The sequence below is a fragment of the Phormidium sp. CCY1219 genome (genome assembly GCF_035615515.1).
Classification (GTDB): domain Bacteria; phylum Cyanobacteriota; class Cyanobacteriia; order Cyanobacteriales; family Laspinemataceae; genus CCY1219.
In genome coordinates, this window is sequence record NZ_JAJENT010000530.1 from 22,567 (window position 1) to 43,671 (window position 21,105).

24 protein-coding genes and 1 pseudogene are annotated in these 21,105 nt (G+C 48.8%); 14 read left to right on the forward strand and 11 right to left on the reverse strand.

Going from position 1 to position 21,105, the window contains the following annotated elements; genetic code table 11:
• Positions 1-30 precede the first annotated feature (30 nt).
• Positions 31-420 carry a hypothetical protein gene (locus tag LKK83_RS14275; RefSeq protein ID WP_324631848.1) on the forward strand — a complete coding sequence of 130 codons (390 nt, stop codon included), beginning with the start codon at positions 31-33 and terminating at the stop codon, positions 418-420.
• 101 nt (positions 421-521) lie between these two features.
• Here the strand turns inward: LKK83_RS14275 and LKK83_RS14280 are convergent, their stop codons facing one another.
• On the reverse strand, positions 522-1,562 hold the full coding sequence (locus tag LKK83_RS14280) for a metal ABC transporter solute-binding protein, Zn/Mn family (RefSeq protein ID WP_324631849.1): 1,041 nt from the start codon (positions 1,560-1,562) through the stop codon (positions 522-524).
• Between the two features lie 96 nt (positions 1,563-1,658).
• On the opposite strand from LKK83_RS14280, the gene LKK83_RS14285 reads away from it, so the two are divergent.
• The 3 genes from LKK83_RS14285 to LKK83_RS14295 all read left to right on the forward strand — a co-directional run bounded on the left by LKK83_RS14285 (position 1,659) and on the right by LKK83_RS14295 (position 5,455).
• Entirely contained in the window at positions 1,659-2,468 is an 810-nt protein-coding gene (locus LKK83_RS14285) for a metal ABC transporter ATP-binding protein (RefSeq protein ID WP_324631850.1), read from the forward strand.
• A 29-nt stretch (positions 2,469-2,497) separates the two neighbouring features.
• Entirely contained in the window at positions 2,498-3,394 is an 897-nt protein-coding gene (locus tag LKK83_RS14290) for a metal ABC transporter permease (protein ID WP_324631851.1), read from the forward strand.
• A gap of 102 nt (positions 3,395-3,496) precedes the next feature.
• On the forward strand, positions 3,497-5,455 hold the full coding sequence (locus LKK83_RS14295) for a heavy metal translocating P-type ATPase (protein WP_324631852.1): 1,959 nt from the start codon (positions 3,497-3,499) through the stop codon (positions 5,453-5,455).
• Between the two features lie 123 nt (positions 5,456-5,578).
• Here LKK83_RS14295 and LKK83_RS14300 read toward each other — a convergent pair whose 3' ends face one another.
• Positions 5,579-6,214: a tetratricopeptide repeat protein gene (locus LKK83_RS14300; protein WP_324631854.1), complete on the reverse strand. Its 636-nt coding sequence runs from the start codon at positions 6,212-6,214 to the stop codon at positions 5,579-5,581.
• A 179-nt stretch (positions 6,215-6,393) separates the two neighbouring features.
• On the opposite strand from LKK83_RS14300, the gene LKK83_RS14305 reads away from it, so the two are divergent.
• Positions 6,394-6,861, forward strand: a complete 468-nt coding sequence (locus LKK83_RS14305; protein WP_324631855.1) for a peroxiredoxin — start codon at positions 6,394-6,396, stop codon at positions 6,859-6,861.
• A 226-nt stretch (positions 6,862-7,087) separates the two neighbouring features.
• Here LKK83_RS14305 and LKK83_RS14310 read toward each other — a convergent pair whose 3' ends face one another.
• The 4 genes from LKK83_RS14310 to LKK83_RS14325 all read right to left on the reverse strand — a co-directional run bounded on the left by LKK83_RS14310 (position 7,088) and on the right by LKK83_RS14325 (position 10,631).
• Positions 7,088-7,885, reverse strand: a complete 798-nt coding sequence (locus tag LKK83_RS14310) for a glucosamine-6-phosphate deaminase (RefSeq protein ID WP_324631856.1) — start codon at positions 7,883-7,885, stop codon at positions 7,088-7,090.
• A gap of 114 nt (positions 7,886-7,999) precedes the next feature.
• A complete protein-coding gene (locus LKK83_RS14315; protein WP_324631857.1) occupies positions 8,000-9,169 on the reverse strand; it encodes a pyridoxal phosphate-dependent aminotransferase in 1,170 nt (389 codons plus the stop codon).
• Between the two features lie 70 nt (positions 9,170-9,239).
• Positions 9,240-9,923: an SDR family oxidoreductase gene (locus tag LKK83_RS14320; protein ID WP_324631858.1), complete on the reverse strand. Its 684-nt coding sequence runs from the start codon at positions 9,921-9,923 to the stop codon at positions 9,240-9,242.
• 144 nt (positions 9,924-10,067) lie between these two features.
• Positions 10,068-10,631 carry a manganese efflux pump MntP gene (locus tag LKK83_RS14325; RefSeq protein ID WP_324631859.1) on the reverse strand — a complete coding sequence of 188 codons (564 nt, stop codon included), beginning with the start codon at positions 10,629-10,631 and terminating at the stop codon, positions 10,068-10,070.
• Positions 10,632-10,925: 294 nt separating this feature from the next.
• On the opposite strand from LKK83_RS14325, the gene LKK83_RS14330 reads away from it, so the two are divergent.
• The gene (locus LKK83_RS14330; RefSeq protein ID WP_324631860.1) at positions 10,926-11,534 is read left to right on the forward strand and encodes a cytochrome b/b6 domain-containing protein; all 609 of its coding nucleotides are present in this window, start codon (positions 10,926-10,928) and stop codon (positions 11,532-11,534) included.
• Between the two features lie 74 nt (positions 11,535-11,608).
• Here LKK83_RS14330 and LKK83_RS14335 read toward each other — a convergent pair whose 3' ends face one another.
• Positions 11,609-13,117: a multicopper oxidase family protein gene (locus tag LKK83_RS14335; RefSeq protein WP_324631861.1), complete on the reverse strand. Its 1,509-nt coding sequence runs from the start codon at positions 13,115-13,117 to the stop codon at positions 11,609-11,611.
• Between the two features lie 140 nt (positions 13,118-13,257).
• Between LKK83_RS14335 and LKK83_RS14340 the strand changes: the two genes are divergently transcribed.
• On the forward strand, positions 13,258-13,830 hold the full coding sequence (locus LKK83_RS14340) for a DUF981 family protein (protein WP_324631862.1): 573 nt from the start codon (positions 13,258-13,260) through the stop codon (positions 13,828-13,830).
• Positions 13,831-14,197: 367 nt separating this feature from the next.
• On the opposite strand, the gene LKK83_RS14345 is transcribed toward LKK83_RS14340, so the two are convergent.
• Both LKK83_RS14345 and rppB read right to left on the reverse strand, forming a co-directional pair.
• A complete protein-coding gene (locus LKK83_RS14345) occupies positions 14,198-14,404 on the reverse strand; it encodes a hypothetical protein (protein WP_324631863.1) in 207 nt (68 codons plus the stop codon).
• 153 nt (positions 14,405-14,557) lie between these two features.
• Complete coding sequence (rppB, locus tag LKK83_RS14350; RefSeq protein WP_324631864.1) at positions 14,558-15,916, reverse strand: two-component system sensor histidine kinase RppB; 1,359 nt, start codon at positions 15,914-15,916, stop codon at positions 14,558-14,560.
• A gap of 475 nt (positions 15,917-16,391) precedes the next feature.
• On the opposite strand from rppB, the gene LKK83_RS14355 reads away from it, so the two are divergent.
• From LKK83_RS14355 to LKK83_RS14370, 4 genes are all read left to right on the forward strand, one after another.
• The gene (locus LKK83_RS14355; protein WP_324631865.1) at positions 16,392-17,630 is read left to right on the forward strand and encodes a permease; all 1,239 of its coding nucleotides are present in this window, start codon (positions 16,392-16,394) and stop codon (positions 17,628-17,630) included.
• Between the two features lie 97 nt (positions 17,631-17,727).
• A complete protein-coding gene (locus tag LKK83_RS14360; protein WP_324631866.1) occupies positions 17,728-17,991 on the forward strand; it encodes a hypothetical protein in 264 nt (87 codons plus the stop codon).
• A gap of 51 nt (positions 17,992-18,042) precedes the next feature.
• A complete protein-coding gene (msrA, locus tag LKK83_RS14365; protein WP_324631868.1) occupies positions 18,043-18,723 on the forward strand; it encodes a peptide-methionine (S)-S-oxide reductase MsrA in 681 nt (226 codons plus the stop codon).
• A 513-nt stretch (positions 18,724-19,236) separates the two neighbouring features.
• A complete protein-coding gene (locus LKK83_RS14370) occupies positions 19,237-19,443 on the forward strand; it encodes a hypothetical protein (protein ID WP_324631869.1) in 207 nt (68 codons plus the stop codon).
• A 232-nt stretch (positions 19,444-19,675) separates the two neighbouring features.
• On the opposite strand, the gene LKK83_RS14375 is transcribed toward LKK83_RS14370, so the two are convergent.
• A complete protein-coding gene (locus tag LKK83_RS14375; protein ID WP_324631870.1) occupies positions 19,676-19,816 on the reverse strand; it encodes a hypothetical protein in 141 nt (46 codons plus the stop codon).
• A gap of 22 nt (positions 19,817-19,838) precedes the next feature.
• Between LKK83_RS14375 and LKK83_RS14380 the strand changes: the two genes are divergently transcribed.
• Positions 19,839-20,045 carry a hypothetical protein gene (locus LKK83_RS14380; RefSeq protein WP_324631871.1) on the forward strand — a complete coding sequence of 69 codons (207 nt, stop codon included), beginning with the start codon at positions 19,839-19,841 and terminating at the stop codon, positions 20,043-20,045.
• Between the two features lie 27 nt (positions 20,046-20,072).
• Here the strand turns inward: LKK83_RS14380 and LKK83_RS14385 are convergent, their stop codons facing one another.
• Positions 20,073-20,360, reverse strand: coding sequence for a hypothetical protein (locus tag LKK83_RS14385; RefSeq protein WP_324631872.1), 288 nt, complete (start codon positions 20,358-20,360; stop codon positions 20,073-20,075).
• A gap of 43 nt (positions 20,361-20,403) precedes the next feature.
• On the opposite strand from LKK83_RS14385, the gene LKK83_RS14390 reads away from it, so the two are divergent.
• Both LKK83_RS14390 and LKK83_RS14395 read left to right on the forward strand, forming a co-directional pair.
• On the forward strand, positions 20,404-20,700 hold the full coding sequence (locus LKK83_RS14390; RefSeq protein WP_324631874.1) for an NfeD family protein: 297 nt from the start codon (positions 20,404-20,406) through the stop codon (positions 20,698-20,700).
• A 244-nt stretch (positions 20,701-20,944) separates the two neighbouring features.
• A pseudogene (locus LKK83_RS14395) lies at positions 20,945-21,105 on the forward strand (photosystem II q(b) protein); the annotation flags it as partial.

A 21,105-nucleotide genomic window follows, 5' to 3' on the forward strand; every position in this document is an offset into this window, starting at 1 on the left:
CTGGAGATAAACGCAAAGCAACCATCGCGAATGAATAATTTAGAGCTAGAACGACAAACCGGCAAAATAGTTCGCGCGATAATGACCCGCAACCGGGCGATCGCCGCTGACGCGATCCAACATCTGAAAACCCAGATGAGTCCCGCCGATTTCATCGGTGTGATGCTCGTCAGTATCGAGCGCTTGGTGTGGTTTGAACCCGAGACGGTTTCCTGGGCGATCGAAAATGCAATTCCTCAAGATGTAACCCGGGAAATCCAAACCCTAACGCGCCATTCTCTCTACAAACAATTAATTGGCAAAGGATTCATGCCCGGAATCGATTTTAGTGTGAACCAACAAGGGGAACTGCTGTTAAACCAAAAAGCCAAAAAAGCCGCATCCGCCGGCTACTTCAAATCATCCCCAATCCAACGCTAAAAACTCGGTTTTCTCCCATGTTTCAAAATGGATGTTAACTCGTTCCCCCCAGGGGGGAACGCCTCTCTCGCCTTACCGCTTCCCCCCAATCTTATCGGTGTTTATGGCTCAAAAGGCTGGTAGGTACCCCCGAGGTTTTCCACCAAAGTGCGGGTATTGGACACCATCATTTTGATATAGGAATCCCCCTCGCTACCTGGGGAACCAATCGAATCCGAATACAATTCGCGATCGGCTAATTTAACATTTGCTTCTTCCGCTACAGTAGCAATCAACTTCGGATTAATAGTGGTTTCGGCAAAAATAGTCGGCACCTGCGCCTGGACGATTTTCTCCACCAAATTCGTCACTGTCTGGGCGCTGGGTTGTTCCTCAGTGCTGATGCCAATTAAAGTGCCGAGGGTTTCGAGTCCATAGGCTTGGGAATAATATGCAAACGCATCGTGGGTAGTCACCAGTAAGCGGTTCTGCGGCGGAATGGTGGCAATTCGCTCGACAATCCAGCGATCGAGCTGTTGCAATCTCGCCTTGTATTGCGCGGCGTTTTCGGCAAACACTTCCGCATCTTCCGGGGAAATTTCAATTAAGGCATCGCGAATGGCGTTAACCATGACGATCGCATTTTCCACATCGCCCCACACGTGGGGATCCGGTTCGGTGGCCCCAACGTATTCCATTTCCAGAGAGGGCACCTGCTCTCCCACGGCTAACTTTGCCGCACCCACTCCCGCCGCATTCATCAGCTTAATCAGCTCTGGCTCTAGATTGTAGCCGTTATAGAGAATTAAATCCGCTTCCTCGAAGGCGATCGAGTCTTCCGGAACGGGTTCGTAAATGTGGGGATCCGCACCGGGTTCGAGAATGCCTGTCAGTTGGATTTCGTTGCCGGCGATCGCCTCAGTTAAGTTGGTGAGGATGGTGCTGGTGGAAACCACCTGCGGATCCTCGTCGCCTGTTTGCGCGCCAGAATTGACCTGCGGTTCCGTGCAACTGGTTAACCACCACCCGAGAAATACCCCCACTGCTAGATGCCACAAGGCTTTCGGGGGTTGAAAATAAAAAGCAGAAGGGGAGAATCTCGAATCAGTGCTAGACCCCAATTGTGCATCGGAACTCTTCCGGTGAGCGATCGCTTTCATCATTGCTTCACATTTCTTTTCACATTTCTTTCATATTTATCTCATATTTTGCTCATTTTTGTCATAAGCTGGGATAGAAGACCCCATTAAATTTTTCAAATGAACATCAAACCTTTATCTCCCAAAACCCCCGCCACTCAAAGACTCGACCTGGGAACTTCTCGCCCCAGAGATTCCCAAGGGATCGGCATCAGTCATCTGGGGGTCGCCTACCGCCAAGTCACCGCGATCGCCGATGTGAACTGCACGATCCGCCCCGGGCGACTCACCGGCATCATCGGTCCGAATGGCGCGGGCAAAAGCACCTTAATGAAAGCCATGCTTGGATTAACCCCCGTAACTCGCGGATCGGTGCTTTATCGCGCCCAACCCCTAATGAACCAACGAAATCGGGTAGCATACGTGCCCCAGCGATCGCAAATTGACTGGACCTTTCCCGCCACGGTGTGGGATGTGGTAATGATGGGAAGAGTGAAAAAAATCGGCTGGTTCCGTCGCTACAGCGCCGTCAGTCGCCGGATTGCCGCCACGGCATTAGAACGGGTGAGCATGAGCCATTTTAAACATCGCAAAATTGGCGAACTCTCCGGGGGTCAGCAACAGCGCGTGTTTCTCGCCCGATCGCTCGCCCAAGAAGCAGATATTTACTGCTTTGACGAACCCTTTGTCGGCATCGACCAAAAAACTGAAGCGGTTATCTTCGATATTTTTCACGAACTTGCCGCCACAGGCAAAATCGTCCTGGTGGTCAATCACGATTTAGGCGAATCGATTACCCATTTTGACGATTTGATTTTGCTCAATCGCGAGTTAATTGCCTGTGGCATCCGCCAACAAGTCCTCACCCCAGACAATATGTACCGCGCCTATGGCGGACAAGTTTCTTTCTTTTCCGATGTCGCCGCTTAATGTAGCCTGATTCTCTATTTTCCCCGCTTATGCTAGACGGATTACTCGAACCCCTGCAATATAGTTTCATGCAGCGATCGCTAATTGTCGCCATTCTGGTGGGTTTAATTTGTGCGGTGGTTGGCAGCTATCTGATGGTGCAGCGATTGGCATTATTAGCCGATGCGATTAGCCACTCGGTACTACCCGGATTGGCGATCGCGTTTATGGTGGGTGCTAATATCTTTGTCGGTGCCTTTATCGCCGGGGTACTCAGTACCGGCATTATTGCCTGGATTCGGCGGCGATCGCCTATCAAAGAAGATGCCGCAATGGGCATAGTCTTATCCGCATTTTTTGCCCTCGGCATCACCCTGATTACCCTCATCCAAAAAGATAATAAAATCGACCTCAATCACTTTTTATTCGGCAACATTCTCGGCGTGACGGCGGGGGAAGTGCGCGAAACTGCCATCATTGCTGTAGTGATTTTGCTGGTGGTGATTCTGTTGTACAAAGAACTGTTATTTTACAGTTTTGATGCCTTGGGTGCGGAAGCGGCAGGTTTACCGGTTAATTTGCTCAATTTTGGCTTAATGGTTTTGATTGCCATGACGGTGGTTGCTAGTATGAAAGCCGTGGGAGTGGTGCTGGTGTTATCCTTAATTATTACTCCCGCCGCCACCGCTTATTTGTTGGTGCCGCGCTTGCATCAAGTGATGGTTGTGGGTGCAGGGGTAGGGATGCTTTCGAGCATTAGCGGCATGTATCTGAGCTACTATCAAAACATTCCCTCCGGTCCGGCGATCGTCCTCGTGGCATCCAGTTTTTTCCTGCTGGCACTGTTATTTAGTCCCAGTCAAGGAATTTTGACTCATCCCCAGGCGAATACCGGCGAGTCGGCGTTGTGGCGCGAAATCAAAGGGTTATTTCAGCATCAGCGTTAGTCTTAAAATTTTATAAGGTTTTCCCGGCGGTACCCAGTGCCGCTGTTTTTTTGCTATCATACCTGAAAGTTTATTCATGTATTGTAATATATCGGTAAAAAAATGAGCGATCGCAGTTCTGCCAAATCTGGCTGTTGTAGTTGCAGTGGGGAGACAGACAATCAAACGGCTAACCCGAATCAAACCCAAGAAAAAGAAGAAGACTTGCAAGGAAAAGCACTTTCCATCGGAGTGGTGGTGGGTTTATTCCTGTTGGGGTTAATCTGGAGAGAAACGTTACAGGAGACTCCGTATCATATTGGCGAATATCTGGTTTTTATTCCCGCTTATCTTATTAGCGGATGGAACGTTTTGTGCAATGCGGGGCGCAATATTCGGCGCGGGCGAATTTTTGATGAAAATTTCTTGATGACGGTGGCAACTTTAGGCGCGATCGCCATCCATGAATTACCCGAAGCGGTGGGCGTCATGTTATTCTATCAAGTGGGAGAATTTTTCCAAGAAAAAGCCGTCAGTCGCTCTCGTCGGTCGATTAAATCCTTGCTAGAAGTTCGTCCCGATCGCGCCACCCTTCAGAAGAACGGACAACTGCAAGAAGTCTCCCCAGAACAAGTGGATATCGGCGACATTATTCTCGTCAAACCTGGGGAAAAAATCCCCTTAGATGGCAAAGTTCTCGAGGGCATCTCTCAAGTGGAAACTTCCGCCTTAACCGGGGAATCGGTGCCCCGGAAAGTGCGCGAAGGCGAAATGGTTTTAGCCGGCATGGTCAATCAATCCAACACCCTGCGGATTCGCGTTACCAAACCCTTCGCCGAATCTTCCATTTCCCTGATGTTAGAATTAGTGGAAAATGCCAGAAGTAAAAAGGCGAAAACCGAAAAATTTATCACCCGATTTGCCCGCTACTATACCCCCGTGGTAGTGGCGATTTCTCTGCTCACCGCACTGTTACCGCCGCTTTTCATTCCCGGCGCAACTTCCCAGGAATGGATTTACCGGGCATTAGTGATTTTAGTGATTTCTTGTCCCTGCGGATTGGTGATTAGTATTCCCTTGGGATATTTTGGCGGAGTTGGCGCGGCGGCGAAACGGGGAATTTTAGTGAAAGGCTCGACATTTTTAGATAGTTTAACCCAAATCGGTACGGTGGTCTTTGACAAAACCGGCACCCTGACGAAAGGGGTATTTCAAGTTCAGGAAATCGTGCCGAAAAATGATTGGAACGCGGAAGAATTGCTCGAAATTGCTGCTAACGCAGAGTTACATTCCAATCATCCAGTAGCGAAATCCATCCGCGATGCTTATGGCAAAACTCTCGATCCGGATCGGGCAAGCAAGTCGGAAGAAATTGCCGGCGAGGGGATTCGGGCGTTGGTTGGCGATCGCACCATTCTCGTCGGCAATTCGCGGTTGATGGCGCGAGAAAAAATTGCCTGCTCCTCGCCAGAGAGTTTGGGAACCGTGGTGCATGTGGCGGTGGACAATTCCTATGCGGGATATCTGGTGATTGCGGATGAAATTAAAGAAGATGCGGCGGCGTCGATTGAATGGCTCAAACGTCAAGGGGTCGATCGCGTGATGATGCTCACCGGGGACAATCGTACCGTGGCGGAGAAAGTGGCATCGCAATTGCAGTTAGATTCCTATTATGCCGAATTATTGCCCGAAGGAAAAGTAAAGGCGATCGAAAAGCTATTATCCACCAGGGATACAAACCGCAAACTGGCGTTTGTCGGCGATGGAATTAATGATGCAGCGGCGATCGCGAGAGCGGATATCGGCATCGCAATGGGCGCGTTAGGTTCCGATGCGGCAATTGACACCGCAGATGTGGTGATGATGACTGATGCACCATCAAAAGTACCAGAAGCTATGCAAATCGGCAGAAAAACGCGCCAAATTGTCTGGCAAAATATCGCCTTTGCCCTGACAATTAAAGCAGGGTTTATCGCCTTGGGCGCGGTGGGTTTAGCCTCCATGTGGGCGGCGGTTTTTGCTGATGTGGGGGTGGCACTGTTGGCAATCCTCAATGCCATGCGATTGTTGAAATTGAAGTAAGGAAAAATCATAAAAAGCGGGCAATTAAAATCGCGCCGAGGCAAAGGCATTCGTCCGCCTAGGCAGAGGATGAAAATGCTTTTACCGAGGCTTTGCTTCCCCATCAAAACTAAGCAAAATTATTCAAAACTGTTGGTTTTCAATTCGCTGCAAAAGGCGGTTGATTTCATCTACAGCGGGGCGGTTATTGAGCTGTAGGTACAAGGTTCGGGCTTTTTTCAAAGGCGCGATCGCTTCGGAAAGTTTCCCTTGGTTTAACAAGGCTAAAGCAAAATTATAATGGCAATCCGGAATATTGGGATTGAGAAAAATTGCCTCTTGAAACGCATCTGCCGCTTCGGGAAATCGACCCAAGGAACCGAAAGCGCTGCCGAGATTGTTATGGGTTTCCCAATTGCGCGGATTGATTTCAATCGCGCTTTCAAAGGCATCAACTGCTGCGGAAAAGTCGCCGAGGGAGGCGTAAGCAATGCCGAGGTTATTGTAGGCATTTTCATAGTCGGGATAGAGTTCGATCGCTCGCTGAAATGCGGCGATCGCTTCGATAAATCTTCCCTGACTCGCCCAATCTACCCCGAGGTTATTGTAAACTTCTGCCTCTTGCAGATCTGTGGGACTCGGTGATGGGTTTCTCTGTTGCACCAAGGGTGGCGTTTCCCGGGAGAGGGTCGGCTGACTAACTAAGGTGAGACAGCACGCCGAGACGCCAATCGCGAGGGATTGTCGCATCGGCAAAATAAACGAGTCGATTGATATCACTTAAGTATGCTTCTCCGACGCAACTGCTGGAACTTGTGTGAGTTGCCAAACCAGAGGGCGATCCGGAACAAGCTTTTCGCGATCTCAACTTCCACGGCGATCGCGCTTCATTACTGATGCCAATGGCGCTACTATAACAAAAGTTAACATTTTACTCAGCGTTTAGACAAGTCACCGTTATGGCAGTTCAAGTTGGAGACAAAGCGCCGGACTTTTCCTTACCCGCCCACACCGGCGAAACCGTCAGTTTCAGCGATTTTATCGGCAAAAAAAGCGTCGTCTTGTACTTCTATCCGAAAGACGACACCCCCGGATGCACGAAAGAATCTTGCGCCTTCCGCGATCGCTACGAACAGTTTCAGCAAGCCGGCGCGGAGGTCCTCGGCGTCAGCAGCGACTCGGTGGAATCTCACCAAAACTTTAGCGCCAAGTACAATTTGCCCTTTACTTTATTGAGCGATCGCGGGCAAAAACTTCGCAAACTCTATGGGGTTCCTTCCACCCTGGCGATCCTTCCCGGGCGGGTCACTTATGTGATAGACAAACAGGGGATCGTCCGCCACATCTTTAATTCGATGATGAATTTTAACGCTCACGTGGAAGAATCCCTCAAAACCTTGGGCGAAATTGAAAGCGCAACGGTTTAAACCGCAAACCTTTGCTTGGTTTATCGCGCGGGATGCGACAATCGTCGTATCCCTCTGTTTTTGCCCGCCACTTCCACTCAGTTATCCCCTGTCTCCATCCGGCGATCGCGTGGGTTCTGGTTTTTGGCTAAAATTTCCCCTATTATACCAAATTTTTCCGAAATTGCAAGCATTTAAAATCAAGTCAAATCAACCCCACCAATGCTTTGGCAACTCTCCCCTCTTGCTATCCGAGTTTGCTCGCCGATTCTTTATCTAAAAATAAAATTGCCTGGGATTGCGATCGCAAAATACTCGTCGGCATCTCTGGGGCGATGCTTCCCCTTAACATCTGCTTCACGGCGGTTGCTTTTCGCAATTCCGGCGCGAGACAAATGATTTTTTTTGCCGCACAAATCGTCGGAATTGTCAGGGTAAACGCATATTTGGGCACGGATTCCGCCTCGGGGAAATGCCCTTGATTGACCAGTTGTTGGTGCGTGGCTCTATCTAATTTAACCAGCTTAATCGCTTCGCGATCGGCAAAATTGGCCACCGAAGGTTCGTTAAACGCTAAATGACCGTTTTCTCCGATTCCCAAACAGCACAAATCGATGGGTTTTTCTAACAACAATTGCCCATAGCGATCGCATTCCGCAAAAGGTTCTATTGCATCCCCTTCGATGTAGTGAAATGCTGCCGGCTTCACCCGCTTTTCCACGCGATCGCGCAGGTAGCGCCGGAAACTCGCGGGATGATTTCCATCAATTCCCAGATATTCATCCAAATGAAAAAATGTAATGCACGACCAATCTATTTCCCGAGATGTGAACGCCTCTAAAAACGGGATTTGCGAATTTCCCGTGGCTAAAATAACCCGCGCTTCCCCCTGCTGAACCAGGATTTCTTGCAAATAATCCCCTGCCATTTTCCCGGCGTCACGTGCCAATTCGGCTGATTTTTCATAAAGCCGCACGGTGAGGTTATCTACAGAAAAAATTTGCCGGGGTTGAGAACCTGGAGAGGAATTGGATGGAGAGGACATAATTGTAGTATATTGCCTTGAAATTTACGCTTCATTGACTGCTTTTATTATAGCTAACTGTTAGGTGAATGATGCAGAGACCCAAAATGCGAGGGTCTCTACAACAGTTCCGATTTAAGCCCGTACAATCGCTTTCAGACCTCGAACCAACCGATTAATCCCTTCGGCGGCAGTTTCTTTTTCCAGCGCCCCATAAGCCACGCGCAAATAACAGCCGTTTTCGAGGCCAAATGTAGTGCCGGGAATTGCGGCCACTTTATACTCTTTAATCAATCGTTCCACCACTTCCATTGGCGGTAACGCTGTCTGGGTTTTTAAGAAGCAATAAAAAGCCCCGTTGGCTTCGGGAATGGTGCAGAAATCCGTTAATTCCGAGAGGGCGTCTAGAACGATTTCTCGCACCTCGGAAATGGCTTTAATTTTTTCCTCACAATACGCGCGACCCAGTTTTAAAGCCCCTAACGCCGCCCACTGAGAAATTACCGCCGGACAAATCAAAATCGTATCTTGAATTTTTTTCACCGGGACTAGCAAATGAGAGGGAATGACCATGTAGCCAATCCGCCAAGAGGCAAATCCATAGGCTTTAGACAGGCTAAACAGAGAAATGGTGCGATCGCGACTCGAGGCGATCGACCCGGGGGAAAAATGTTGGGCGTCGCCATAGGTAAAATATTCATATGCCTCGTCATGGATATGATAAATGTCATGGTTTTGGCACAGTTCGTTTACCTGGCGCAATGTGGATTCCGGGTAAACAACCCCAGTGGGATTATTGGGCGAAATTGTCACCACCGCTTTGGTTTTTTCGGTCATCGCATCGGCGATCGCTTGGGGACGAAGCTGGTAATTTTCATCGGTACCTACTAACACCGCTTTACAACTGGCAATCGCGATCGCCATTTCGTGGTTGAAATAATAAGGGGTTTGGATAATAATTTCATCCCCTGGGGAAGTAATCGCCAAAATGGCATTCATAAACGCCATATTTCCCCCAGCAGTCACCACAATGCAGTTGTCTTCATCGATGGGAATCTGATTTTCCGCTTCCAGTTTTGCCGCGATCGCCTCTCGTAACGGCGCAATTCCTTCCACCGCTTTATACTTGTGCTGGTTCGGATCGGCCAAAAATTGCGGAATCATATCGAATGCTTCTCGCGGGGGCGGATAATACACCACCCCTTGTCCGAGAGAGATAGTTCCGGGAGAATTGCGAATCAATTCCCCCACCACCGGAATAATCGGCGACTGGACCGCCTGCATTCGCGAAAAAGGGGTTTCCATTTCTCGTTTCCTCAGTACACTGCATTCAATTTATCAAATAACAGCAAGTGAAGGAAACGAGATTGCCCGACTATGCGGGAACTGTGAGGGGACTTCCGTTATCTTTCGGTTTTAATTGAAGCAAAAACGGCACGGCTTTTTCCGCCCATTGTTGCGGAGAAATGTAGGTTTCAGCTTCTTTTCCCAAGCAAGTGTCGAGCATTTCGGTATGAATGATACCCGGATTTAGCGGAATCGCTGCCATCCCGGGGGGCAATTCTTGGGCCAGCGATCGCGTTAGTCCTTCGATCGCCCATTTGGAGGTACAATACGGCCCCACTTGCGGCGAAGTGGACCGTCCCCAACCGGAACTGAAATTGACAATAATCCCACTTTGGCGCGCGATCGCAGCGGGAACAAAGTGGCGAATTACGTTCATCACCCCTTTAATATTTACATCGATTAATTGAGAAAATTCTGCAGCGCTAATTTCCCACAGCGGGGCCGGTTCGTTGATTAATGCCGCATTATTAATCAGCAAATCCGGCGGCGAATGCTGCGCTAAAACGCTTTCCGCCCAGGTTTTCACCTGCGCGTCATCGGCAATATCCACCGTGGCAAAAGAATGAGGATTCCCGAATTCCTGGGAAAGGCGTTCTATCGCTTCCGGCGATCGGGCGCAACCACAGACGGTATGCCCCAATTCGATAAATTTCTCGGTCATTACTCGACCCAACCCGCGACTCACGCCAGCGATAACAATTAACTTTTTCATGGCATTTATCTGATGCTGATTATCCCTGCATTGGTTTCTAGTTTAACCGATAACAAGCACCATCCGCAATTCCCAGCGTCTCCCCCTACAGCGCCACTTTTTCTGGGGAATGCAAATGCACAGGAATGCCCACGCCAGAGACAGTTAGAGTAACATTAAATCTTGAATGAGGATTTTGAATCCAATCCCAATCAGGATGATTCCGCCGATTAATTCCACTTGGCTTTCAAATACACAGCCAAATTTATTGCCAATAAAAACTCCAGAAAAGGAAAGCACAAATGTGACGATGCCAATCGCTACCACTAACCCGGCGATCGCACTGTTGAGCAGGGAAAAGCTCAATCCCACTGCCAAGGCATCAATACTCGTCGCGATCGCTAATCCCAATAACACATACAAATTTCTCGGATTCTCTCCTTTTGCTTCGCATCCGACTTCCCGAGATTCCACAATCATTTGCCATCCGATCCACCCCAGCAGCGCAAAGGCAATCCAGTGGTCTACACTGGCAATAAACCCTCTTAACCCCAGTCCGGCTACCCAACCGATTAAGGGCATCAAAAACTGAAATCCCCCAAAAAATGTCGCCACCAGCAGCGCATCTTCTATTCTTGCTTTTTTCAAGGTGATGCCACTGCTAATAGACACCGCAAAGGCATCCATTGCCAATCCGAAAGATGTCAGCAGAATCGTTAGTACACTCACCGGCCTTGCCTGCAATTACATAGTTTATCTTTGCAAAGATAACAGAAAAAATATTTGTTTGCAACATTTTTTAAATATGAATCAAATATGAACAAAATATCAGAAATACTGCTATCGGAATCGTCGGTTTTGCGGCTATTTTTCATTTTTAAATCATTTTTCAAACTGTCACCCAGCCTGCTAGAGGGACAAGGGATGATATAAACCGCAAGCATGGAAAACCTGCGATCGCGTTCAATTCACCTCTACCTCAAAATCTCCTACAATCAAAGGGTTGGGTTAAAAAAACGGAATATGTCTCCTCGCACGAAACCTTATCAGCCATTGCTGCTGCGCCTACTGCACGGTCTCAATGCCTTCTTGGCGATCGGTGCCCTGATTACGGGATTTTTGGTTTATGACAGTTGGGACCGCCAATTTGGCGGACTTGCTCTTTCCCAAGCCAATCGCAGCTTAATCGACATTCACGGCACCTTTGGTTTTTTTGCATTTTTTATCTTTTTGGCCTTTGCTTTTTATAGTATCCGAATCGGCAAAAAACGCTTGATTCAGCCGGATTCTTGGGAAAAATTACGCTTAGTGGGAAAACCGATTTGGTGGTACAGTCTGCATCGCTTGACCAATACGGCGATGTTATTTGCGGCGGGTTTAGCGGTGATTTCTGGTAAATTTCAGGATGAAAATTGGCTTCCCCAAGGAGAAAGCGATCGCCTCTGGTACTTCCTCCATCTCATCGCTTGGGTCATCCTGTTGGTGGCGATCGCCATCCATCTCTTAATGAGTGCAAAAGTAGGAGGCGTCCCGCTTTTTATTTCCATGATAGACAGGCAATATCGTCCGGACGAGCATCCTCGCTTATGGCCGCATAAAATTCGCCAGTGGTTGCGCCGCCCGAGGTTTTAATCGGGCAAATTCATCGAGCAGTTGTCGGAAAAAGCCAGGAAACCGACAACTGCCCAAAAAACCACCCTTTGCTCCTACGCTTGCATCTGAATATTGCCCATCATTCCCAAATCTTCATGGTCGAGAATGTGACAGTGATAAACCGTTTTTCCGGGAAAATCCCGGAAGGGAACGCGGATGCGAACCACTTCGCCGCGCCGCACTAATACCGTATCTTTCCACGCGCGATAGGGTTCCGGTTGCTGGTTTCGGCTGATAGTTTGAAAGTGATTTGTATGCAAGTGAAAGGGGTGATCCATCGTGCCAGTGCTGGTCAGTTCCCAGTCTTCAATGCGGTTAAGTTGCACTTGGGTATCGATGCGATCGCCCTTGAATGCTTTGCCATTAATTAAGAAAATCATCCCCCTTCCCGGGGCCATACCGTGATTCAGGGTAAAGCGCTTCACGCCATTCGGTTCCGGTAAGGTTTCTACCGGGATTAATTGCTTCGGTAAAGGCACTTCAGGTTGCGCGCGATCGCCATAGCGCAGGGTAGCTAATGTGCGAGTCTCCCCATTATTCCCCTGCCCGGAACCGCGCCTCATGTTCCCGCGACCCATCATTCCGCCTCCCATCATGCCACCCGGTCCCATTCTGCCACCCGGCCCCATTCGACCGCCACCCATCATTCCCATTCCGCCACGGTTGTAGGGCAGGTCTAACAAGCGATATTCTCCCGGCGGGCGATCGCCTTTCACCAGCACTTCCACTCGCTCTCCCGGGGTGAGTAGCACTTCGTTTGTTTCCACCGGTTCGGCGATCGCACCTCCATCGGTAGCTATGATATAAAACGGATGCTCTTCCAGGGACAACCGATAAAACCGAGAGGTGGATGCGTTAAGCAAACGCAAGCGCAGCAGTCCTTTTTCCGGTATCGAAAATCTCGGGCGCACTTCACCGTTTACCGTCACCAAATTTCCCTCGCGCCCGTGCATTTTTTCCATTGGATTGGGCGGCAAAAGTTGCCCATTTTGCCCGATCGAAAAATCTTTTAAAACCACAAATTCTTCCCGCGCCGCTTTAATTTCCGCAATCTCATCCAGTTCCCCGCGCACGATAAATAAACCCGCCAAACCGCCAAACACTTGATCCGCTACAAACCCATGTTTGTGGGGATGATACCAAAACGTCCCCGGCGGATGATTCTTTGGTAGGGTAAATTCATAGGTCAAACGTTCCCCGGGCGGTACGCTTAAAAACACGTTGTCCGCATTTCCCGTAGGCGGTACGTGCAATCCGTGATAGTGCAAATTGCTCGGATTTTGTAAATTATTCAAAAAGCGAATTCGCACCGTATCTCCCCCCCGCGCTTCCAATCGCGGCCCGGGGATTTGTCCGTTGAAAGTCAGCAAATTCGCTTGCGTACCCCCCAAGGATACCTGACTCTGGCGCGCATCCAGGGAAAGCTCTAAAAGACTGCCATTACTGGCATAGCTTTCCGATAGGGTTGGCTGGGCTTTTATCTGATTGGATGCGGCACATCGGCTCATCAATATCGCCGCCGCACTAGCACTACTAAGAGTGAAAAATTGTCTGCGTTTCATGGCACTTTTCTCTTAACTTCTATAATGCGATCGCTTCCACTTTCATTCGAGCTGACATCCGCTATAATAGAGTCCAATCGTTGTTGTAATCAGGTCTAAACCACCAAAACAATCGATTGAGTAACTAACAGAGGTAAATCGTGTTTATCAATTATATCACCTTAATGCTAATTAATTTAGTGGCAGGGCACGCTCTCCTGGCATATTACGTTTATCGCGGACTCAATGATTCCTATCAAAAACGCTGGATTCCTGGATTTGGGATGACTGGTGCGATCGCCCTTGCAACTGGCTTTCACATGATTTTAACTTGGCCGGTTCCGGGCAGTTTTAACATTGCTTTTGGGGAAATGTCGGTGCTGTTTGGCATCGTTTTTGTCGGTGCCGCCATTGCCCTCGCCGCCGGTTGGGAAATGATTACCGTCACGATTTACGCCTTTTTTGCCGGTGCCGCTGCCATGTTGATTGGCTTGCGAATCATTAATTTAAGTTTGACCCGCCAACCGTTCCTCTCTGGCCTGGGTTTTATTATATCCGGATTGGGGGGCGTGCTGTCAACCCCAGCACTTTATCTGCGAACCAACAAAACCTTCCGCATTGTCGGCGCGATCGCCATCGCCATCGCCGCCCTAATTTGGGCATTTACGGGCTATAAAGCCTACTGGGGTCACATGCTAGAATACCAAAATTGGACACCTCCAACTCTGAAATAAACCTCCTGAATTATTGCTAACTTTATCGGCGTCTTCCAATTGCAAGGCGCTGTTTTTTCGGGGGTTCTCAGTCATCCTTCAAATGCGCGATCGCCCCTTTTCCCCCACAACTTAGCGTTACAGGTAAAAATGAAATCGGGATGAAATTGCCCGCCCTGATGGATCGAGTATCAAAATTAGGAGAAATGCCAGATGAGAGAGTCCTCGGAAGCGCAGCAGCACTGTTCCCATTAATCTCGGAAAATGGTCGCTGAGTTTTATGTGTCGATCGCCTGTTTTGCCCCGCGCGATAAGGGGAACCCCCCCGATTTTACCGCTTTCCGAGATACTGCTTTTTACCACCCCGATGGCTTAATTTGCCTTACGTTTACCACCGAGGGCAATCCCCGTTACCGCCGCCTCGACCGCGACCTCGGTGAGGCGTACCGCGATGGTGAATTTCGGTCTGTTCCGTCACGCTTTCTCTGTGGTGGAAATTGTTGGCGGAATGAGCGATCGCCGGCAGTGCTGCTATGGTACTGACCCCAGCGATCGCGCCGCATACTGCTATCCAACTTACTATTTTTTTGCTCATTTGAACCTCCTGTCACCATACTTTTTGGTGCTTGTCTTTATTTTAACACCTAGAAGCCAAAAAATCGGCGCACTTGCTATTTGACGAGCGTTTTTTTTGTAAAATGTTGTAAAACATCCCCGCTTTTGCGACCACGATTTAGTGTTGGTGCAGTTAATCGATCGCCGGAAGATACAGGGTAAAAACACTGCCCTTGCCCAATTCGCTTTGCACCTGAATGGTACCATTGTGGCTTGCCGCGATCGCCCGAGCAATTGCCAATCCCAAACCCGACCCCCCACTGTGGCGAGAGCGATCGCTATTTACCCGATAAAATCTATCGAAAATACGCGGCAAATCTGCGGCAGCAATGCCAATTCCCGTATCTGCCACCTGAATAACTGCCTGGGTATTTTCTCGCTTTAAAATGACCATCACCTTTCCTCTTCTTTCCGTGTATTGAATCGCGTTACTCACTAAATTAAACACCAATCTATAAAGCTGTTCTTCACTCCCTTTGACCTGCAATAAATTTTTGACGCGAATCTCAGTGGTGAGGGTAACATCTGCGGCGATCCCCAGGGCGGCTACCTCCTCTTCCACATCGCTAATAATATCATTCAAACAGCAGGTTTCTCGGGTAACGGGCAACACCTGTCTGTCCATGCGCGAGAGCCACAAAAGGTCTTTTACCAATTGAGATAAGCGATGATTTTGACGGTCTACAATTTTCAACGTTTCCAGCGCTTCTGTTTTGCTTAATTCCTTCATTCGCAAGGTCGATTCCACCGTTGCCCGAATTGCTGCTAACGGCGTTCGCAATTCATGGGCAGCATCTGCGGTAAATTGTTGAATTTGCTGATAGGATTGAAAAATTGGCTGCATTGCCAACCCCGCCAACCCCCAACTCGCAATTGCCACAAACAACAAAGCCATCGGCAATCCCACAATCATAATCAGTTTAACCAACGCCAAATAATCCTGAAAGTCGCGCAGACTTCGACCCACTTGCAAATACCCCCACTTTTGCCGATCGCGGGTATGCAATAACAACGAAATTTGGCGATAACGAGTGCCAGACGGATCGATTAATGTTTGCCACCGTTCTGTCAGCGGTGCAGGGGGCAATTCCGAAGGCATTCTTCCCGCCACGGCGATCGCATTCCCCGACAAATCGATAAATCGCACGTAATAACTGCCTTGATGAATTGCCCCGATCGCCTGCGGATTTTCCGGTTCTAAATCCCTCAATTCCTCACAGGGAATTTCTTCTTTTGCACCCACCCAACACAAGTCCGGTAATAGGCGTTTTAAATCCGGTTCCAGGCGAGGAGATTGCTTTAGAAACGGCGTCAGACTATCGTGCAGCGTGCCCGCCACCGAAGACACTTCGCGATCGAGGGTCATCCAATGGGCGTGAGCGATCGCCTCGTAAACCCCCAATCCACAGATGCTCAGAATCACGCCCATCACGCCAGCATACCAACCAGCGAGTCGGAAGCGAGTTTGTTGAAATAGTCGATCCTGGTTCATGGTTCCTCGTTTGGTATTCGCGATCGCCCCCCTTTCTTTACCCTACCCGATTAACTCTCAATCCTATCGATGGCGGGAAAGCTGACGTCAAGGCAACGGCGTTTAAACCCATCATAATCCCATACCGATTCCGAGCAAGCAATGGAAAAAAGCCATAATTTCTTAGCCTATCACCCAAAAATGAAATGAGGATGAAATGACGCGATATCCGGGAAAATTCACCCGCATTCCTCCCTTAGATAGACGCGCCTGTTCCTCCAACTTCCTAAACTCATTACAGTAATCAATCGATGGAGGACAACTTCATGGCTCATTTACCCGATCCAATCCCCTCGCCGAATCGTAAGAAATCTGAGCGCGATCGCCGCCTCAGCGGTGCTAATTCTCCTTTGCCCGCTGACTAAATCCAACCAATGGCAACCGCAATCGGCATTTTTTGCTAACTTCTGACCTTTAACCACAGTAGGTATTCTATATGAACGACGCGAATTTTTTGCAAATGTATAGCGAAGCAGTCCTTACTTCCCTAAGCTTTTTTTGGAAAGCCCTCTGGGCGTTTGTACTGGGATATGTTATCAGTAGCGCCATTCAAGTCTTTGTGACTCGCAAACGAATGCAGCAGACAATGGGCAAAGCCGGTGGGGGAAGCGTTGCCCTCGGCACATTTTTCGGCTTTATTTCTAGTTCCTGTAGCTTCGCCGCCCTCGCCGGCACCAAATCTCTCTTTAAAAAAGGTGCGGGATTTGTCCCTTCCTTAGCCTTCTTATTAGCCTCGACAAACCTAGTTGTCGAACTGGGCTTTCTGATTGCTATCTTTCTCGGTTGGCAGTTTGTGGTGGGCGAATATCTGGGCGGAATTTTGCTCATCCTGTTTATGTGGCTGTTCGTTCGCTTCACCCGCCCGAAAACCTTAATCGAAAAAGCCCGCAGGCGACTGCGAAATCGCGAAGGAGAAGACGAATCCGGGGATGAGGAAAATGTGCCAAACTGGAAAGAAAAAATCAAAAGTATTGATGGATGGCGACAAGTTGCCCGCAAATACTTTATGGAATGGAAGATGGTTTGGAAAGATGTCACCTTTGGTTTTACCGTCGCCGGTGTCATCGCCGTATTTGTGCCGCGCTCCTTTTTTCAAACCCTCTTTATCGGGTCTGGCGAAGGAAGCAACCCCAGCTTTTTAGCAATTTTAGAAAATACGATTGTCGGTCCTCTTGCCGCATTTTTTACCTTTATCGGTTCGATGGGTAATATTCCTTTGGCGGCGGTTTTGTTTAGCAATGGCGTCAGCTTTGCGGGAATTATGGCCTTTATTTTTAGCGATTTGGTGGTGTTTCCCGTCATTCGCATTAATGCCAAATATTATGGCTGGAAAATGGCATTTTACATTCTCGGCGTATTTTTGGCATCGTTAGTCTGTTCCGCGATCGCGTTGCACTATGGCTTTTCCCTGTTGGGAGTATTGCCCCAAACCGGCACCGGCGGATCTACAGAAACCCAGCGCTTTGCGATCGACTATACCTTCTTTTTGAATCTCGCCTTTGCGATCGTAACCGGAATCCTCGCTTGGCTGCGTTTTGCTGGCGACAAAAAGCAGGGGGGAATGCATCACGGTGGTGGTGGCAAAAGCGGAATTATCGAGCGCGTGGTTTTTTGGCTGGCGATCGCCTCTTATATCTGGTTGGCTGGCGGTTTGATTGTCACCTTCTTCGTCTAGATCCGATCCATCTTGGTGAGGATTTCCTCACCCCCCTCCCCCAGCAGATTCGTTAGAATGTTTACAAAAGTTAACGAAAGCTAATTTTACATCTTCTATGATACCGAATCTGCTACAAGCCACCCAGAAATACTGGCGCAAACTCGATGAACTCGAAGCCGCCTATCGCCGAGGAGAAGTTTCCCTCCAAGAAGTAGACGATCGCGTGGAATATCTGATGGGGGAATTAGGGCGAGAACGTCGCGCCGCCTTCAACGCTCTGTTTCAAAACTGGAGCAATCTGTGGAGCGATCGCAGAGAAACCATTCTCGGCATTGCCTTTCTCCTCCTCTTAACCTATGCCTGGATTTTAGCCCAGTAGCACTGTTTTTCTCACAAATGCTGTCAGTTCAATTTATTAATAAAAATCACCATGAGTCCATCAAAAAATCTTCAAGCCGCACCCGCAAATACCCTTCCCCTGGATGCCCAAATGCCGGAAAATACCGAAACCGCTACCTTTTGTATGGGATGTTTTTGGTCGCCCGATGCTCGGTTTGGTTGCCTTCCCGGTGTAGTTCGCACCCGCGTGGGTTACACGGGGGGAACGAAGCTCAATCCCACCTATTACAGCCTCGGCGACCATATCGAAACCGTACAGGTCGATTACGACCCGAATCAACTTTCTTACGCGGAATTGCTCGATATCTTTTGGCTCAACCACGACCCTACTCGTCCCAGCGTGAAGCGACAGTATATGTCCGCCGCTTTCTATCATTCTGACGAACAAAAACAACTGCTGGAAGAGACCAAAAAGCGCGAATCCGAGAAACAAAACAGCGAAATTTATACGGAAATTGCTCCCATCCAGCAGTTTTACCTCGCCGAAGATTACCATCAAAAATATCGCTTGCGCGGCGATCGCGATTTGATGCAAGAGTTCGAGGGCGTTTATACAGATGCCCAGTTTATTAACTCCACAGTCGCCGCTCGAACGAACGGCTATCTCAGTGGGTATGGCCAGTTGTCTTCTTTGCAAAAGGAAATTAAAGAATTTGGTTTTTCTGATACAGCTCGCCAGAAGTTGCAGAAAATTGTGGCCTCGCGAGGGTAAACAATCCCGCTTCTTAAATCTCGGCCATTCAATAAGTAAAACCACTTATGGCTTGTCGGCATCATTAAAATCTGCCCCTAGCTGCGCTGGGGGTTTTTTCCGCAGTGGGTCAACTGCGTTGCCGGTTCTCAATCCTCAGCTCAACAAAACTTAGCAAATTAAATCGATTTGAGTACCGCAATCGGTGGCATTTGGTGTACACTATTGTGGGATTTGTTTTTGCCCGCCGCTACAGTCTGCGATACCGGCTCAATTGCAAGCCGCTCCCAAACCCCAGTGTTTCTGCCCTTCGGCAGTTTCATTCACCCTGCGCCTCGGATATGAAAAGGCATCAAATCCCCCCAAAATCCGCCCCGAACCCGGAGTAAGTATTTCCTCGGGTATTTAGAAAAAGTTATAGGAACTAAAAGTAATTTGAATGAGAGATGTTCTCCATTTTCCTCTCTTTGCCTTCATACTAAGTTGGAGAGAAAAACAAGTTGATAATCCTGTAAGAAAGAAAGGGGGAAAGCTATGCTAACCAATTGGGTAGATTTTACTTTATTGACCTTGTTAAACGCGGCGGTCTGCTTGTTTTTGCCGCGCATCCTCACCATGAACTGGGCGGCACTGTTGAGCAAGCTTAAACCACAACAGCGTTGCGAGCGGGAAATGGTATCCGAACGAGTGTCTCCTCGTTCTTTCCTGTCTGCGTTGGAGAATTCACCCCTGCAAAAATAAACTTGGCAACGCGATGACGGGTGGCGATGATTTGTTTTTGCACTCCATCGCGCTACCCTAACCTCGAACTTAAATGCGATCGGACGATCGCAAACACAGGGGAGTGAAAAAATAGCGGGCGATCGCGGTGTTATTTCAAACACTCCCTTACGGCACATCAATCATTAAAAATTCCAGATTAAGCCCCAACAACGAACAATTAAGAGTAAGTATTTCTGCTCGTTTCCATTTTTCAATTTTTCCCGTTCGCCCCGCCCTCAGAAGTCCCGTGGCGGAAGGGATAATCGGGAGGCGATCGCCGCAATTGACAAAACGCCCCTCGGATATCCTTTGCCAAACATAATCCCAATGGAGGATGAAACTTTTTCGCCATCGCTCTTATCCTATGGGACATAATGAGCAAGAAAAACGGCGATCGAGAACCCCTTCGGAAGTTCATCACCCCAGCGCAATTCGGACTTTTGGCCTTTGTCATTCTGTTTTGGGTGATTACCATTTATTATGCTGTAGAAGCATTACTCCAGGAGAATGTTTATTGCATCCAGCAGACCGAAACCGGACAAAATATTGGCTATGGAGAGGAGTGCAAGGAATCGGAGTAATGCGGTTTTTTCATCTCACTTTACCGCCTATCGGTTTTCCAAACGAACGATGCACATATCACTTCTTCCCATCCAGGTGGGTGGAATTCCCGCCTTTAGAAACCGATCGCCTCGGTGAGAAAATCGCGGGCAGCGATCGCCACAGCAATGGGTAGATTGCCTATCCTTCTCACGTTCGCGCTTACCCGCCCTGGGCGCGGCTTCCAGATGGAGAACCGTCCACTCTTTTAGCCCATTGCGCCATGCGATCGCCCAGTCACATCGCCCCGTTTCAACCAGATAACATACTGACACTTTCCCCTCGCTTTGAGCCATTTAAAAAGTTTAGGGTGGAATCGTAGAGTTCAGCATCAAAAGTATGTTTGGTCTTTTCAAATGGCCCGATTCTTCCCGTACCCCAGCCAACGATTATCCCGACTCCAACCTGAAATATAAAATCGGGCGACCCGGGGAAATTGCGGTGGTGGATGAAATGATTCAAGGACCGTATAAACCGGGGAGAGTGCATTTTCGCGATAGCTATTGGCCCGCGAGTTGTCATCAAGAAATCGTCTTAGGTCCGGGGGATTTAGTTCGGGTGGTGGGGATTGAAGGGATTACATTATTAGTCCAACCCCTCGGCGTGTTCGAACCGCCCCATCGCCAGACCTTATAAATAGGCGATCGCTTCGGGGTGCTTCCTCCCCACCCGAACCGCGCCCCCTTCTCAGAAAAGGCGATCGGGTGGACAGATGGTAAAGAATACTCAAATGCTGCCAATTCAGGGCTTCTACCTTTCATAAGTCCTGCTTATGACACAGTTAAGCAAAACTATTCCTCAACCCCTTTACAAACCTTCACAATTTCGTTAATATAGGAAACATCATAACCTTGAAAACCAAATAGCAATCATAAGAACTATGACGACCACCTTACAGCAGCGCGAAAGCGCCAATCTGTGGGACCGGTTCTGCGAGTGGGTCGCTAGCACCGAAAACCGCCTCTACATCGGCTGGTTCGGCGTGCTGATGATTCCAACTCTGCTCACCGCCACCGTCTGCTACATCATCGCGTTCGTCGC

Excerpts from the sequence above, each read along its gene's own strand:
- LKK83_RS14345 (WP_324631863.1), bottom strand. The coding sequence starts at position 14,404 with ATGAGCAAAAAAATAGTAAGTTGGATAGCAGTATGCGGCGCGATCGCT.
- LKK83_RS14320 (WP_324631858.1), bottom strand. The coding sequence starts at position 9,923 with ATGAAAAAGTTAATTGTTATCGCTGGCGTGAGTCGCGGGTTGGGTCGA.
- LKK83_RS14290 (WP_324631851.1), top strand. The coding sequence starts at position 2,498 with ATGCTAGACGGATTACTCGAACCCCTGCAATATAGTTTCATGCAGCGA.
- LKK83_RS14285 (WP_324631850.1), top strand. The coding sequence starts at position 1,659 with ATGAACATCAAACCTTTATCTCCCAAAACCCCCGCCACTCAAAGACTC.
- LKK83_RS14275 (WP_324631848.1), top strand. The coding sequence starts at position 31 with ATGAATAATTTAGAGCTAGAACGACAAACCGGCAAAATAGTTCGCGCG.
- LKK83_RS14330 (WP_324631860.1), top strand. The coding sequence starts at position 10,926 with ATGTCTCCTCGCACGAAACCTTATCAGCCATTGCTGCTGCGCCTACTG.
- LKK83_RS14335 (WP_324631861.1), bottom strand. The coding sequence starts at position 13,117 with ATGAAACGCAGACAATTTTTCACTCTTAGTAGTGCTAGTGCGGCGGCG.
- LKK83_RS14370 (WP_324631869.1), top strand. The coding sequence starts at position 19,237 with ATGCTAACCAATTGGGTAGATTTTACTTTATTGACCTTGTTAAACGCG.
- LKK83_RS14360 (WP_324631866.1), top strand. The coding sequence starts at position 17,728 with ATGATACCGAATCTGCTACAAGCCACCCAGAAATACTGGCGCAAACTC.
- LKK83_RS14390 (WP_324631874.1), top strand. The coding sequence starts at position 20,404 with ATGTTTGGTCTTTTCAAATGGCCCGATTCTTCCCGTACCCCAGCCAAC.
- LKK83_RS14375 (WP_324631870.1), bottom strand. The coding sequence starts at position 19,816 with ATGGCGAAAAAGTTTCATCCTCCATTGGGATTATGTTTGGCAAAGGAT.
- LKK83_RS14305 (WP_324631855.1), top strand. The coding sequence starts at position 6,394 with ATGGCAGTTCAAGTTGGAGACAAAGCGCCGGACTTTTCCTTACCCGCC.
- rppB (WP_324631864.1), bottom strand. The coding sequence starts at position 15,916 with ATGAACCAGGATCGACTATTTCAACAAACTCGCTTCCGACTCGCTGGT.
- LKK83_RS14315 (WP_324631857.1), bottom strand. The coding sequence starts at position 9,169 with ATGGAAACCCCTTTTTCGCGAATGCAGGCGGTCCAGTCGCCGATTATT.
- LKK83_RS14280 (WP_324631849.1), bottom strand. The coding sequence starts at position 1,562 with ATGATGAAAGCGATCGCTCACCGGAAGAGTTCCGATGCACAATTGGGG.
- LKK83_RS14295 (WP_324631852.1), top strand. The coding sequence starts at position 3,497 with ATGAGCGATCGCAGTTCTGCCAAATCTGGCTGTTGTAGTTGCAGTGGG.
- msrA (WP_324631868.1), top strand. The coding sequence starts at position 18,043 with ATGAGTCCATCAAAAAATCTTCAAGCCGCACCCGCAAATACCCTTCCC.
- LKK83_RS14310 (WP_324631856.1), bottom strand. The coding sequence starts at position 7,885 with ATGTCCTCTCCATCCAATTCCTCTCCAGGTTCTCAACCCCGGCAAATT.
- LKK83_RS14385 (WP_324631872.1), bottom strand. The coding sequence starts at position 20,360 with ATGGCTCAAAGCGAGGGGAAAGTGTCAGTATGTTATCTGGTTGAAACG.
- LKK83_RS14355 (WP_324631865.1), top strand. The coding sequence starts at position 16,392 with ATGAACGACGCGAATTTTTTGCAAATGTATAGCGAAGCAGTCCTTACT.
- LKK83_RS14380 (WP_324631871.1), top strand. The coding sequence starts at position 19,839 with ATGAGCAAGAAAAACGGCGATCGAGAACCCCTTCGGAAGTTCATCACC.